Annotated in this window: 10 protein-coding genes; 4 read left to right on the forward strand and 6 right to left on the reverse strand. The window is 73.0% G+C overall.

The window, feature by feature from the left end:
• Window positions 1-23: 23 nt before the first annotated feature.
• The 4 genes from ACFT41_RS14725 (at window position 24) to ACFT41_RS14740 (ending at window position 4577) form a co-directional block, all read left to right on the forward strand.
• On the forward strand, window positions 24-776 hold the full coding sequence (locus tag ACFT41_RS14725) for a zf-HC2 domain-containing protein (RefSeq protein ID WP_377586697.1): 753 nt from the start codon (window positions 24-26) through the stop codon (window positions 774-776).
• Window positions 777-878: 102 nt separating this feature from the next.
• Window positions 879-1424, forward strand: a complete 546-nt coding sequence (locus ACFT41_RS14730) for a copper resistance protein CopC (protein ID WP_377586698.1) — start codon at window positions 879-881, stop codon at window positions 1422-1424.
• A gap of 227 nt (window positions 1425-1651) precedes the next feature.
• Complete coding sequence (locus ACFT41_RS14735; RefSeq protein WP_377586699.1) at window positions 1652-3655, forward strand: cytochrome c oxidase assembly protein; 2004 nt, start codon at window positions 1652-1654, stop codon at window positions 3653-3655.
• Between the two features lie 193 nt (window positions 3656-3848).
• Entirely contained in the window at window positions 3849-4577 is a 729-nt protein-coding gene (locus ACFT41_RS14740; protein WP_377586700.1) for a class I SAM-dependent methyltransferase, read from the forward strand.
• Between the two features lie 97 nt (window positions 4578-4674).
• On the opposite strand, the gene ACFT41_RS14745 is transcribed toward ACFT41_RS14740, so the two are convergent.
• The 6 genes from ACFT41_RS14745 to ACFT41_RS14770 are packed head-to-tail and all read right to left on the reverse strand — an operon-like array spanning window position 4675 to window position 14238.
• Window positions 4675-5619, reverse strand: coding sequence for an NAD(P)/FAD-dependent oxidoreductase (locus ACFT41_RS14745; protein WP_377586701.1), 945 nt, complete (start codon window positions 5617-5619; stop codon window positions 4675-4677).
• Complete coding sequence (locus tag ACFT41_RS14750) at window positions 5616-6998, reverse strand: ABC transporter ATP-binding protein (RefSeq protein WP_377586702.1); 1383 nt, start codon at window positions 6996-6998, stop codon at window positions 5616-5618. Before ACFT41_RS14750 ends, ACFT41_RS14745 begins: the two co-directional genes overlap by 4 nt.
• Window positions 6995-7795, reverse strand: coding sequence for an ABC transporter permease subunit (locus tag ACFT41_RS14755; protein ID WP_377586703.1), 801 nt, complete (start codon window positions 7793-7795; stop codon window positions 6995-6997). Before ACFT41_RS14755 ends, ACFT41_RS14750 begins: the two co-directional genes overlap by 4 nt.
• Window positions 7792-8718, reverse strand: coding sequence for an ABC transporter permease (locus tag ACFT41_RS14760; RefSeq protein ID WP_377586704.1), 927 nt, complete (start codon window positions 8716-8718; stop codon window positions 7792-7794). The genes ACFT41_RS14755 and ACFT41_RS14760 overlap by 4 nt, the downstream gene beginning before the upstream one ends.
• Complete coding sequence (locus ACFT41_RS14765; protein WP_377586705.1) at window positions 8715-10226, reverse strand: ABC transporter substrate-binding protein; 1512 nt, start codon at window positions 10224-10226, stop codon at window positions 8715-8717. The genes ACFT41_RS14760 and ACFT41_RS14765 overlap by 4 nt, the downstream gene beginning before the upstream one ends.
• 34 nt (window positions 10227-10260) lie before the next feature.
• On the reverse strand, window positions 10261-14238 hold the full coding sequence (locus ACFT41_RS14770) for an amino acid adenylation domain-containing protein (protein WP_377586706.1): 3978 nt from the start codon (window positions 14236-14238) through the stop codon (window positions 10261-10263).
• Window positions 14239-14257 lie beyond the last annotated feature (19 nt).

A 14257-nucleotide genomic window follows, 5' to 3' on the forward strand; every position in this document is an offset into this window, starting at 1 on the left:
GCCGCCGGGGCGACTACCCGTACATGGGGTGTACGCAGTGGCATGAGGTGTTGTCGGCGCAACTCGACGGCGAGGAGACAGCCGCCGAGCGGTCGGCCGCCGAACAGCACCTGGCCGGCTGCCGGGCCTGCCGGAGCTGGTACGACCGGGCCGCCGCGATCAGCCGCCGGGCCCGCCTCACGCTCGCCGTCGCCAGGGTGGACCGCATCGACGCCCTGCTGGCGGCTCTGCCCGACCGGCCGCGCCGCCGGTGGCGGCACCGGATCTCGCTCGGCTTGCGATTCGTGCTGGGCCTTGTCGGCACGCTCCAACTCGTGCTCGGCCTCGCCCAGGTCGGCCAAGGGTCGACCGGCGGGCACCAGCACGGCGCAGGGACGCTGACCTCCGGCCACCTGTGGCACGAATCGGCCGCCTGGAACGTGGCGGTCGGCGCCGGGTTCCTGTTCGTCGCCGCCCGGCGTACCCCGCCGACGGGGCTGGTGCCGATGCTGTCCGCATTCGTCGGCACCCTGATGCTGCTGTCGGTCAACGACCTGGCCATCGGCCGGGTGGACCCGAGCCGCCTGGTCAGCCACGCGTTCCTGCTCGCCGGGTACGCCATCGTCGTGGCCATGTCCCGCGCCAGGCAGTCCCCCGACGGGCCGACCGGCCGAGCCCACCGCGCCGGCGGCCGCTGGCGGCTGGCCGAGGAAACCACACCCCCCGCCCCTGGACTGCGGCTGGTGCCCTCGGCCCACCACGGCTCGGCGCACTACCGCAGGGACACGGCGGCCTGACCGGCGGCCGGACGTGCCGTGACCGACCGCACGGGCCGGAACCATCCGCCGCCCCCGGCCGACCAACGGGACGAACACCGATCTTCGAGGGGACAGCCCACGATGCGTACCCGTACCGCCTCCGCCCTCGCCGCGGTGCTCACCGTGCTGCTGCTGGCACCGGCGTCGCCCGCGGCGGCGCACAACTCTCTGCTGGCGGCCACGCCGGCCCAGGACGCCCGGCTCACCGCCGCGCCGACGGCGGTGACGCTGCGGTTCCTGGAACGGCTGAACCCGGAGTTCACCACCATCGTGCTCAGCGACGCCGGCCGGCAGAAGGTGCCCACCGGCGCACCGGCCGTGGACGGCGCGGCGGGCACCGTGACCATCGACCAGCCGCTGGCGAACGGCACCTACACGGTTGCCTATCGGGTGGTCTCCACCGACGGCCATCCGGTGCAGGGGTCGTACCGGTTCACGGTCGACGACCCTGCCGCGCCCGCGGCCTCGACGGCGGCGGCCGGCACCGCCGCTCCGGCGAGCCCGGTGTCCGCCGCCGGAGCCACCGACGACGGCCCGTCGGTGGCGTTGCTGGCCGCCGGGGCGGCCGTCGTGGTGGCCGTGGCCGGCGCGGCCGTGCTGCTGTTCCGGCGTCGCCGCACCTCCTGAACTCCGAGGCCGGGCCCGCCCCGGCGCTCCGATCCGAAACCAGGTTCCGCACCGTGCACCAGCCCACGTCGCCGTCCCCGCAGCCCTGTTCCCACCGCCGACCCGGCCCCGCCGGACCGGGGGCCGTCGAGCCGGGAACTGCCGGACCGGGGGCCGGTGGCAGGGCCGGACCGGCGGGCGGTGGTCCCGCCGGCTGGCTCGTCGGGCTGGCGGCGGCCGGCTCGGCCGTGGCCGTACTGCTACTCACGCTGCGGGCCGGTGGCGCGCTCGCTGCCGCGATCCCCGGCCTGCCGGACCCCGGCCCGATCACCACCTGGGCGCTGCCGCCGGTCCGGTTGCTCGTCGGCGGCCTGGCCACCCTCACCGTCGGGTTCGCGGCGACCGCCGCGTTCCTGCTACCCGGTGACGGGACCAGCGTGTCCGCGCACGGTTGGCTGCTGCTGCGCCGCGCGGGCGCGGCGGCGGCGGGCTGGGCCGTGGCAGCCCTGGCACTGTTGGTGCTGACCGTCTCCGACCTGCTCGGTGTCCCCCTCGGCCGGCTCGGCGTGGCCAGCGTGGTCAGCTTCGGCGTCGACATAACGCAGGGGCGGGCACTGCTGGCCCAGGCCGGGCTGGCAGCGGTGGTGGCCGTGGCGGCCCGGGTCGGCGTGTCCCGGGGCACGGCCGCACTCGCGTCGGCGCTCGCGCTGGTCGGGTTGCTGCCACCGGCGCTGACCGGGCACGCTGCCGGGGCTGGCAACCACCAGATCGCGGTGTCGAGCCTGGCCCTGCACGTGCTCGCCGCCGCACTGTGGGCCGGGGGCCTGGCCGCGCTCCTGACGATCCGGCGCAGCCGGCACCTGCCCGGGGCCGCCGCGCGCTACAGCCGGCTCGCGCTGGTCTGCTTCGTGGCCGTCGCGGTCAGCGGCCTCGCCAACGCCGCCGTCCGCCTCGGCGCCGTGGACCAGCTCTGGCAGTCCCGGTACGGCGCTGTGGTGCTCGCCAAGCTGGCCGCCCTCGCGGTGCTCGGCCTGCTCGGCGCGGCGCACCGGACGCGCACCCTGCCAGCCCTGGCCGCTGGCCGGCGCCGGGCGTTCGCGCGGCTGGCCGCCGGTGAGCTGGTGGTCTTCGCCGCGACGGTCGGCCTGGCCGTGGCGCTGTCGCGCAGCCCGACGCCGGTCGCCGAGCCGGTCGACGCCGACCCGGTGACGGAGGTGCTCGGCTTCCCGATGCCGGCCGCGCCCACGGCGGCGCACCTGCTCGGGCAGCCGCTGCCCGACCTGTTCCTCCTGACCGTGACCGTGGTCGGCATCGGTGGGTACCTGGCCGGGGTGCGCCGGCTGCACCGGGGCGGGCACCGCTGGCCGGTGGCCCGCACCGCGAGCTGGATCGGCGGCCTGCTGGTGCTGGCCGCCGCCACCGGCCTCGGCTTCGCCCGGTACGCGTACGTTCTGTTCAGCGTGCACATGGCCCAGCACATGGTGCTGTCCATGGCGGTGCCGATCCTGCTGGTCGGGGGCGCCCCGGTCACGCTCGCGCTGCGAGCACTGCGCCGCCCGACCGACCCGGGGGTGCGCGGCGCCCGGGAGTGGCTGCTGCGCGCCCTGCACAGCCGGGTCGCCCGGCTGCTCACCCACCCACTGGTGGCGTTCGGCAGCTACACCGCGAGCCTGTTCGGCCTCTACTTCAGCGACCTGCTCGGCACCCTGATGCGGTCCCACCTCGGGCACCTGGCCATGCTGGGGCACTTCGTGCTCTCCGGCTACCTGCTGTTCTGGGTGCTCATCGGCATCGACCCCGGCCGGCCACGGGTTCCCCACCCGATCCTGATGCTCATCCACCTGGCCTCGATGATGGCGCACGGCTTCTTCGGCCTCGCGCTCATGCAGACCACCACCGTGATCGCCCCGGACTGGTACCTCGGCGTCCATCCCGAGTGGTCGTCGTCGCTGCTGGCGGACCAGAGACTGGGCGCGGGCATCGCCTGGGCGTTCGGCGAGATCCCGGCCGCCGTCGTCATGGTCCTGCTGGTCCGGCAGTGGCTGCGGGCCGACCAGCGCGAGCAGCGCCGCCTCGACCGGGCTGCGGACCGGGCCGAGGCGACCGGCGAGGACGACGATCTGACCCGGTACAACGCCTTCCTCGCCGCCGCCGCGCGCACCGACGCAGGCGGCCCCGACGAACCAGCGGCCTCAGGCACCGGCCCGGGCGATCCCGGCCCGTCAAACCGAGTCGAGATCGACCCGGTTTGACGGACAGAGCCGACAAGGCGCTCCCACGCGAGTTGCCTCACGGTTGCCGCGCCCCGACGGCAGCGCCTGAGCCGGTCCAGCGGGGCGTCGTACCCCCTCATCGCGGTAGCTCTCGGCCGCCACCTGCGATCAGCGGCTCCGGAAGCCCGCATTCGACATGGAAATCGACACCCATTTTCGATAAGGTCGTGCTGTGACGGACGAATACAGTGCTTCCGGGGAGTTCCTCGACATTCTCAGCCGCGACGCCTGGGCCGCGTTACGAGAGCCGGTCACCACCGCGCTGGAAGGAGCGGACCCGACGGCCGGACCACTGGTCGACCTTGGCGCCGGCAGCGGCCGGGGAACGCGGATGCTCGCCGAACTCACCCCCGCAGCGACCGTCCTCGCCGTCGAACCGTCGCTGGTGCAGCGCGCGGTTCTGTTCGCACGGCTGGCCGACGACTCCGCGCTGGCGGATCGGGTATCCCTGGTTTCGGAGCCGGCAGAGACAGCGCCGCTGCCCGACGCGGTCGGCGGAATCCTCGCCATGAACATGATCGGCCACCTGAGCCCGGACGACCGACGGCAGCTCTGGCGCCGGCTGGCCGACCGGATGGGCCCGGAGATCCCCCTGGTGGTGAACCTACAGCCACCCTCGCGTGTCGAGGTGATCCCGGATGCCGACTTCGCCGCCGTGCGGATCGGCGCCCACGTCTACGGGGGCGGCGGCCGCGCCGAGCCGGACGGCCCCGACAGCGTCACCTGGCACATGCGCTACGGCGTGCGTGACCCGAAGGGCAATCTCGTCCGGGAGGTCACCGCAGCCTACCGATGGCATGTCCTCGACGAGCAGACCCTGCTGGCCGAACTCGCCGCGGTGGGCCTCGTCGCGCAGCCATGCGGCCTCGGCGTCTATCGGGCATCGCGCGCGGCCGGCTGACCGGCTGCCGACCACCCGTACGGCCCGCGAAGAACTCTGCTGTTCAGGCAGAATCGGCGCGCCCCCGCCGGTGGCTGGTCAGCCGGCCCGCGATCTGTCAGCCGAGCGGCACAGCAAGATCGGCGCGGAACATGCCCTGCTCCAACCAGACGGCGGCCCGGACACCGTCGGCAGCGGCCTGGCTGACCAGGGTCAACCCGTCGGGCAGGGCCGGTAGGCGAGCGAGGTCACCGGCGGCGGCCAGGCCAGGTACGGTGGTCTGCGCGAACTCGTCGATCCACAGGTAGCCGTCCGGGAGGACCTCCGCGCCGAGTTGAACCGCCAGCGAGGTCTGCGGGTCGACGGGTGCGCGGTGGAACACGACCTGACAGCGCCTGCGGCTGCCGTCGGCGAAGTGGACCTCAAGGTCGTCGAGTTCGCCACTGAGTTCGGTGACCGCCTCCTGGATCACGGGTACGCCCAGCTCGCGCAGGTTGCCCAGGATCGGCTCGGGCAGCGCGTGGGGGCCGTTCGTCACCACGGTGACCTCCTTGGTGTACCGGTCGGCGAGGTAGGCGGCGAGCATGACCTCGGCCGGTTCACGACCGAACACGACGACGCTCCGGCCGCGCGACTCCCAGCCGTGGCAGAAGGGGCAGTGCATGACGCTGTGCCCGAAGCGTTCCGGCAACCCGGTGACGGGCCACGGCCGGTCCACCTGGCCGGTGGCGAGCAGCAGCCGGCGGGCGTGATGCCGGTCCCCGTTGTCGAGCACCACGGTGAACTCGTCGATCTGTCCGGTGGCCTCGGTGGCCCGTGCCGTGACGAGCTGCACGCCAGGGTAGGCGTCCAGCTCGCGGCGGCCGGTCTCCAGCAACTGCAGGGGAGAGAAGCCGTCCCGACTGAGGAACATGTGGATGCCGTCGGCCGGGCTGTTACGCGGCGGCCCACCATCCAGGACCAGCGTCCGCCGTTGCTGGCGGCCGAGCACCTGGGCGGCGCTGAGACCGGCCGCGCCGGCGCCGACGACGATGACGTCGTACTCGTTGTTGTTGCCGGTCATGGTTGTCCTCCCAAGGGGTGCAGGGCATGGTCGATGATCGTCAGGACGCGGTCGGCCCGGTCGGCGACCGTAGGATCGTGGGTGGCGACGAGCACGGCGAGTCCTGCGCGGCGCTTCTTGTCGAGCAGTTCCATTACGGCCCCGGTGGTGACCGCATCCAGCGCGGCGGTGACTTCGTCCGCCAGGAGCAGCCGGGGCCGTGCCGCCAGCGCGCGGGCGAGGGCTACCCGTTGGCGCTGCCCGCCGGAAAGGCCGCCGGGCCGCCGGCCGGCCACGGCGGGGTCGAGGCCGACTCGGCTGAGTAGCGCGTTCACGGCGTCGGCGCGCCCGGCCCGTTCGACGACCTGGAAGGTGCGCATCGGCCGGGCGAGCGCGGTGCGGATCCGGTGCGCGGGGTTGAGTGCGTCGACCGGATGCTGACCGACGTACTGGACAGCCTGCAGCATCGACCGGGAGCGCTGGGCGATCGGCCAGGGCAGCAGGTCACCGGCGAGGCTGGCGCATCCGGCCGTCACGGGGTGCAGACCAGCCAGCGAACGCAGCAGGGTGGTCTTGCCGCATCCGGATGGTCCGAGTACGGCAACGCATTCGCCTGCCGCCACGGTCAGGTCGACCCGACGGAGGAGGTTCCCCGTCCCGCCGGGCCCGTCCACACGGAGGCCGTCGACACGCAGAAGCCCGACACCGGCCACCGGACGTGCGGCCGGTGACGGCGGTGACGCCGACCCGGGCGGCCCGATCGGCAGGACGCGGTCGGCCGCGGCCGCGACGAGGGCTCGGTCGTGGGAGACCAGCAGCGTGACGAAGCGAGGATCACCGCGGCGGGCACGGATGACGGTGGCCACGAGCCCTGCCGCGGCGCTGTCGAGCGCGCTGGTGGGTTCGTCGAGAATCAACAACGGCGGTTGCGCCGCAATGGCCCGGGCCAGCGCGACACGCTGGGCCTGCCCCCCGGAGAGTTGGTGGACCCGGTGGGCATGCAGGGAGGCGTCGATACCGACCCGGTCGAGGACGGCTGCGGCCTGCCGGGCGTCGACGCCGGTCTCGGCCACCGCAGCAAGGGCAGTCCGCAGCGGGTGCAGCGACTGTGCGGCATCCTGTACGAGGACACCGAGGTGCCGGCGACGCCATCGGCGCGCGGGCTCGCCCGGTTCGATGACCTGTCCCTGCCATCGCACTGTTCCGGCGATACGACGCAACGGTGGCTCAAGGGCGTCCATCATGGCGTTCAGCCACACTGTCTTCCCTGCTCCGGACGGTCCGGTCAGGGCCACCACCTCGCCGGGCGCGACCCGCAGACTGATCGGGGTGTCGATGCTGCGGCCGTTGCGGGCGGTGACGTGCAGGTCGCTGACCTCCAGCCCGCCTGAGCCGTTCACAGCGGCCGCCGGGTGTGACGAGCGGCGGCGCCGCCGGCTGCGGCCACAGTCAGGCTCAGCGCGGCGAGGGCGACGGCCGGAGCCACCAACGCGGCCGGGCTGAGACCGGCGCCGCTCACGTTCTCCCTGATCATGCCAGCCCAGTCCGGAGCGGGTGGCGCGGGACCGAGCCCGAGCAGGCTGAGGGCCGCAGCCAGTTGCAGCGCCACCAGGAAACGGGCGCCGATCTCCGTCCCGGCCAGCGCGGCCAGGGCCGGGAGGATCTCGCGGCCGAGGATGGTCGTGCCGGACTCGCCACGGCCGAGAGCGGCGTCCACGTATCCGGCGTGGCGGATCTGCCGTACCGCGTCGCCCACGATGCGCAGCGTCAGCGGGGCACCGCCGCAGACGGTGGCGGCGATCACCGCCGCGGTAGCGGGAAGGCTGAAGGCGAACAGCATCGCAATGAGGAGCAGGGGCACGGCCAGCAGCAGGTCCGCCGCGGCGTGCAGCAGCCGGGACAGGAGACCGTCGCGCCACCCGGCGAGCAACCCGCCGGTGATGCCGACGGCCGCGGCCACCACGGCTGCCGCACCGGCGGTAAGGGTCAGCTGCCGTCCACCGGCCAGCACCCGGGAGAGGACGTCGCGGCCCAGGACATCGGTGCCCAGGAGACTACCGTCACCGGGCGGCGACCACGGTGCGCCCAGCGGCGTGACGGGATCGTGCGGTGCCAGCGCGCCGCCGCACAGTGCGACGGTCACGACAATGCCGGCGAGCGTCGCCACAGCGGTCCGGCGGGCTGCCGCGACACTCATGCCGCAGCCCGCCGGGGATCGGTCAGCGCGGCGGCCACGTCTGCGGCCAGCAGGCCGAGAACCACGGCCGCCGCGGCGAGCAACGCACCGGCCTGCACCACCGGGACGTCGCGGTTGGCCACCGCCCCGACCAGCAGCTCGCCCAGCCCGGCGTAGCCGAACATGACCTCGACCACGGCGGTGGCGGCGATCAGACCACCGGTGACAACGGCCAGGATGCGGATGGCGGGTGCCACGACGAACGGCCCGACATAGACGAGGGCGATCCGGCTCGGGGCGAGCCCGCGCAGCCGCGCATCACGGACGTACGGGCGGGCCAGGACGTCGGTGACGAGGCCGCGCAGCAGCATCGCCCCGTAGGCGGCGGCCGGCAGAGCAAGACTCAACGCCGGTAGCGCCAGTGCTGGCAGGCCGGGCGGACCGCCGTCGGCGGGCAGCAGCGAAACCGGCGGTAACCAGGCCAGCACCCCGGCGAAGAGGGCGGTCAGCGCGGCGGCGACGACCACCTGAGGGATCGCCGCAGTGGCCGTCACCATCGCACCGACCAGCCGGCCGGCCACCGAGTCCTCGGCAGCAGGCCAGGCCAGCACCAGCATCAGCGGCACGGCCACCAGCAGCGCGGCACCGGCCAGCGCTGCGGTGGCGGGAAGCCGCTGGCCGATCAGGTCGGTCACCGGGCGGCCCGAGATCGACGACACGCCCGCTTCACCCTGGAGAAGGCCAGCGGCCCACCGTAGGTAGCGGTGCCAGGGCGCGACGTCCAATCCGGTGCTGGCACGCATCTCCGCCAGCTGCGTGGCGGTAGCCCGCCCTGCGGTGCGGGCGTCGGCGGCGTCGCCGGGCAGTGCCTCGGTGGCGGCGAACACCAGCACCGAGACGCCGACCAGCAGCAGTGCGGCGCGGACCAGAGCCCGCAGGATCACCGCGACAGCCGTACCTGATCGATGAACAACCGGCTGAAGCCGGGACCGGTGGGCAGTCCCTGTACCTGCGCTCGGGTCAGGTCGAGACCGTCGCCGGTGCCCCAGACCACGTAGCCGCCTTCGTCGCGGACCTGCTGTTGCAGCGCGCCGAGGGCGCGGTTGCGTACGGCCTCATCGGGCTCGGCCAGGGCTTTGCCCAGCGCCGCGTCGAATTCCGGCCGATTCCACGCCGTCTCGTTCGTCGGTGAACTCGACAGCAGTGAAACCCGGGCCACGTCGAAGAAGGGGATGCCACCGAAGTAGCCGGTGTAGAAGTCCTGCTTGCCCCACACCGTGGTGAAGTAGGTGTCCGGCGGGTTCAGCTTCACCTTCGCGGTGACACCGATCTCCTTCAGCTGCGCGGCGAACAGGGTCGCGGCGGTGTCCATCCCCGGGTAGGACGTGGTCGTGTGCAGTGTCACGGTGAGCCCGCCGCCATGGCCTGCCTCGGCCAGCAACTGCCGAGCCCGGGCCACATCGCGGACGCGCGGGGTCAGTCCCTTCGGCGCGGAGGCGTCGGCGGGGGCGAGCACGTCGTCACCGGGCTTGCCGAAGCCGAGGAAGACCGTCTCCACCAAGGCCGGGCGGTCGGCGGCCAGCTTGATCGCCTCCCGGACGCGGGGATCGTCGAACGGTTTGCGGTCGGTGCGCATGACGAAGGGATACACGGTGACCGCCGGCCGCCGGACCAGACTCAGGTCGTCGCGGGCCGCCACCTGGCGTGCCACGGTCGGGGCGATGCTCGTGGCCACGTCGGCCTGCCCGGACAGCACGGCCTGGGCGCGGGCCTGCGGGTCGGCCACCGCCCGAACCTCGATGCGCCGCAATGCCGGCGTGGTGCCCCACCAGCCGTCGCGGCGTTCCAGCACGGCGGTTTGCGCGTCGTTGCTGACCAGGGTGAACGGCCCGGAACCGGGCACCGCGCCGGTGAAGTCGTCGCTGCCCTCCGGCACGATGAAGGTCATCGACTCCAGTGCCCGGGGCACCTCGGCGAACGGCTGGCGGCTGACGATCTCGACGGTGTGCTCGTCGACGACCCGGGAGGCCGTCAGGTCGAAAGCAGCCAGTCGGCCGTAGTTCTCCGCGGCCTTGCGCTCGATGCGGCGCAGCGAGTAGAGCACGTCGGCGGCCCGTACGGGCCTACCGCCGGAGAAGGTGGCGTTACGGCGCAGCGCGAACTGCCACCTGGTCATCGTCGGGTCCGATTTCCAGGACTCCGCCAGCCTCGGCTGGGTACGTCCGTCGGCGCCCTGGCCGGTGAGCACGTCGTACATCAGCGCGAACCGCACGGCGTCGGACTCGTTGCCGAGCCCGCCGTGCGGGTCGTTGCTCGCGGTGGCCGGTGACCCGACCGACACGTACCGCAGGGTGTCGCCGGTCGTCACGGCGGTCTGCTCGTCGCCGCCGCAGGCGGCCAGCGACGCCGTGCCGAGCAGCGCGAGGAGGGTCAGAATGACGCGGGTTCTCATGGTTGCCTTCTGCAGCAGGGTTGGTCTGGTGAGTTCAGAGCGTGGTGCGAGCGGCCAGGGCCCGGGCTGCGCGTCGGCCCGCGCCGCGGTCGGGTGTCGGCGCGGTGGCGGCCGGGTTCTCGCGTGCCGGCCCGGCCGGGCGGCGGTGACCGGTGATCAGCCGAGCGAGGTCGCGGACGGTGGGGTGAGCGAACATGTCGATCATGGCGAGAGGTACGCCGAGTCGTTGGGTGAGCCGCCGGCGGGCCCGGATGAGCGTCAGCGAGGTCGCTCCGAGGTCGAAGAAGGGTCTGGTGACGTCGATCGGAGCGTCGAGAAGCTCAGCGAACACGGCCGCGACCAGTTGCTCGGTTTCCGGATCGGGCGGCACGGCGTCGATGGCGACGATCGCCGGAGACGCGGCCGGCTCGTTGGTGACAGCTGGCGGAGAGACCGGGTCGGCGGTGATCTGAAGCCCGAGGACGGCGTCGGCGTCGAGCTCGGGTACGACCCGGTAGGAGCCGCTCAGCTCTCGGGCCGCACCGGCGAGTTCGGTGGCGGTCCGAAGTGCCGAGACGACGTCCAGCCGGCCCGCGCCGACCTTGACACGGACGTCGAGCCCCGACCGGGCGGCGTCGACGAGAAGCGCGGTCAGGTCTTCCACCTTCGCCGGTGGCGCGGCGGGCGTCTCCGGCGGTGCCCCCTGAACCGTGGCGCGTGGGTCCGCGACCTCCTGGACGGCCGCATCGTTACGGAACGGGTTGTCCAGGCGATCGTGGTCCACCTTGCCGTTGGCGGTGACGGGCAGTGCGGACAGTTGCACGAGGCGACTGGGAATCATGTACCCGGGCAGATGTGCCCGCAGCCGGGCGATCAACTCGTCGTCGGAAACCGCTGCCTCCCCGTCGCCGGTGGCTACGTAGGCGACCAGCCGCGCGCCGCCGTCGGGTCCGGGCACGGACCGTGCCACACACCGCCGGACCCCGGGTGCCCGGCTGAGCACGGCCTCGATCTCACCGAGTTCGATGCGGTGTCCGCGGATCTTCACCTGCCGGTCGACGCGGCCGAGAAACTCGATCGTCCCGTCGTACCGCCAGCGGCCGAGGTCCCCGGTGCGATAGATCCGGCGGCGCAGCGCCGGGTGGGTGGTGAAGCGTAGCGCTGTCTGTCTCGGGTCGCCGAGGTAACCGGCGGCGACACCGCCGCCGCCGATGAACAGCTCACCCGCCTCACCGACCGGGCATGGCCGTCCGTCGCCGTCGAGGATGTGAAACGACTGACCGCGCAGCGCCCGTCCGTAGGGGATACTCGGCCAGGCCGGGTCGACCACGTCGATCGGGTGGCAGATGGACCAGATGGACGCCTCGGTGGCGCCGCCCAGGCTGATGATCCGGGCTTGCGGGGCGAGGCTGCGGACCCGGTCGGGCAGGGTCACCGGGATCCAGTCGCCGGAGAGCAGCACCAGGCGCAACGCCGACAGCGCCGAGGTGGCCACGGCGGGCTCGATCTCGGCGTACTCGACGAGCATCTCCAGCAGGGCCGGTGCGGTGTTCCACACCGACACCCGGTGGCGTTGCATCAGTTCCAGCCAGTGGCCCGGATCGCGTTGCCGCTCGGCATCGGGCAGCACCATCGCACCGCCGGCCCCGAGCACGCCGAACACGTCGTACACCGACAGGTCGAACGACAACGCCGACAGCGCCAGTACCCGATCACGGGCGTCGAGCGGAAAACGGTCGGCCATGTCGTCGAGCGTGGTGCGCGCCTGACGGTGTTCGACCGCGACGCCCTTGGGACGCCCGGTGGAGCCGGAGGTGAAGATGGCGTAGGCCAGACCGGCCCCTTCCGGTGTACGCGGATCGGCGCCGCCGATAGAGGTGGGCACGCCGTCGTCGCCGAGGGGGTGGGCCTGGACCGCCTCCGGCCACGAGGACGCCGACGTGTCGGTGACCAGCGCGTGCCGGACGGCGGCCTGGGCACAGACGGAAGCGATCCGTGCCGCGGGCCAGGACGGCTCCACCGGGACGTAGCCGGCGCCGGACGCGGTGATGCCGAGGGTGGCGACGATCTGGGCCGTGCCCTTCGCTGCGGCCACCGCAACCATGTCACCCGGTCCCAGGCCGTAGCCGGCGAGGACCGCGGCGGTGGCGCGTACGCGTTCGGCAAGCGTGCCGTGACTGACCGCGTCGTCGCCGTGCAGGAGCGCGATGTCGTGCGGCGCCCGCTCTGCCGCGGCCCGGAGCGGATCGTCGATCAGTGGGCCGCAGTCGCCGAACGGGCTGACGTCCAGTGGCTCGTCGGGGCGGAACGAGGGATCCCACCCGAACGCCGGGTCCGTCCACGCCTGCTCGTCGCCGGCCAGGCGGCGCAGCAACCACAGATGGGCGTCGCGGATTCCGGTGGCGAACCCGTCGGGCAGGCATCCGTCGACGACATCCCAGGCGATGCGCAGCCGGCCGCCGTCCTCCCACACGATGTGGTCGACGAAGATCTGCGGTGTCTGTGAGACACCGAACACCTCCTCGCCGAGCCAGGACGTCGGCGACTCCTCGGTGGCCGACAGCCCGACGCCGCTGGTGAACACCACCGGATACACGGGTACGAGCGCTGCGTCGCCGCGACCGCGCAGCATCTCCACCGCTGAGATCGAGCGGTGGTCGAGGTCGGACCAGAATCGGTGGTTGATCGTGGCGGCGTACCGGGCGAAGCCACCGTCGCCGGACGGATCGGGCGACGCGCACTCGGTGAGCACGGTGGTGGTGAAATCGCCGACCACCGACCGCAGGTCCTCCTCGTCCGGCCGGTCGAACAGGGTGGTGTTCAGGCAGAACGGGCCGGGGGCGCCCCAACGTCCGACGACCGTCGCGAGCGCGGCCAGCAGCACCGCGGTGGAGGAGACGCCGTGGGCGCTTGCCCGGCTTCGCAGCTGCGACCACTCGGCGGTGGTCAGCGCCGCGGCGTGCCGGGTGAAGCGCGGAGTGCCCAGCTCCTGCGCGGTCGCCCGCCAGGGCAGAGCCGGGCCGGGCGGAAGGTCGGCGGCCCTCGTCTGCCAGTACTCGCGGGCGCGAGCGCGGCGTGCGGCTTCGGCCGGGTCCTGCGCGCGCCGTGCGAGCGACGCCGCGAAGGTGGTGGCGGCAGCGGGCAGTGCCAGGCCGGGGTCTGCGGTGATCAGGCCCCACTCACGCATGAGTTGCATCCAGCCAGCCATGTCGAGGGCGATGATGTCCATGCCGACGAAGAGCCGGGTGCGGCCGTCGGGCAGCAACGCGGCCCGGATGTCGAACAGCGGCCACTGGTCCACTGCGGGCAGCCGGTGCGACAGGGCGGCACGCATGCCCGCGACCTGCCGCTCGGCGTCGGCGAGCGCGGCACGGCGCAGGTCGGTCACCGGGATCTGGTAGCGCGGCACTTCGGGCAGCACCTGTTGGCGGGCCTCGTCGTCGATGATCAGGCGCAGCATCGGGTGGTGGGCGACCAGGCGGTTCCAGCCTTCCGCCAGGACGTCGATGTCGGCTTCCGGGTCGGCACCGGGTCGCCGGTCGTACTCGAAGTAGAAGTAGGTGGCCACACCGCCCAGCGGCAGAGACGGGTCGCGGCCGACCAGGTACGCCGTCTGTATCGGGGTCAGCGGGAACGGCGCGGTCCCGGCTGTGCGGCCGGGTGCCGGCGGAGCTGCGGTGTCCAGCAGCACGCCTGCGGCGACCGTGCCGGGTGTCGCGCCGTCGAGGAACGCGGTCAGCGGCAGGTCCACACCGAGGTCGTCGAGCAGTCTCCGACGCAACCGCACCGCAGCGAACGAGTCCAGGCCCAGCTCAGTCAGCTTGCGGTCGGGATCTATGTCCTCCGGATCGAGGTCGAGGGTCTCCGCCAGGCATGCGGTCACCTCGCTCCGGCGGTCGATCGGCGATGTACGCGACGCCGTCATGCGTCTCCCTTCCCGGCGGGCTCGGAGTCCGTAGTACAACATGAAAACGACAACGATTTCTAGTATGGTTCGTCGAAAGTGGACGAAGTCGATGGAGATGATTATCATTTCCACTCATTTCGGACAG

The sequence above is a fragment of the Micromonospora sp. NPDC057141 genome (assembly GCF_042670805.1).
Lineage (GTDB): Bacteria > Actinomycetota > Actinomycetes > Mycobacteriales > Micromonosporaceae > Micromonospora.

What these genes read in the sequence shown, in the direction of transcription:
- ACFT41_RS14765 (WP_377586705.1), bottom strand. Translation starts at nt 10,226, where the DNA reads ATGAGAACCCGCGTCATTCTGACCCTCCTCGCGCTGCTCGGCACGGCG.
- ACFT41_RS14755 (WP_377586703.1), bottom strand. Translation starts at nt 7,795, where the DNA reads ATGAGTGTCGCGGCAGCCCGCCGGACCGCTGTGGCGACGCTCGCCGGC.
- ACFT41_RS14770 (WP_377586706.1), bottom strand. Translation starts at nt 14,238, where the DNA reads ATGATAATCATCTCCATCGACTTCGTCCACTTTCGACGAACCATACTA.
- ACFT41_RS14725 (WP_377586697.1), top strand. Translation starts at nt 24, where the DNA reads ATGGGGTGTACGCAGTGGCATGAGGTGTTGTCGGCGCAACTCGACGGC.
- ACFT41_RS14745 (WP_377586701.1), bottom strand. Translation starts at nt 5,619, where the DNA reads ATGACCGGCAACAACAACGAGTACGACGTCATCGTCGTCGGCGCCGGC.
- ACFT41_RS14730 (WP_377586698.1), top strand. Translation starts at nt 879, where the DNA reads ATGCGTACCCGTACCGCCTCCGCCCTCGCCGCGGTGCTCACCGTGCTG.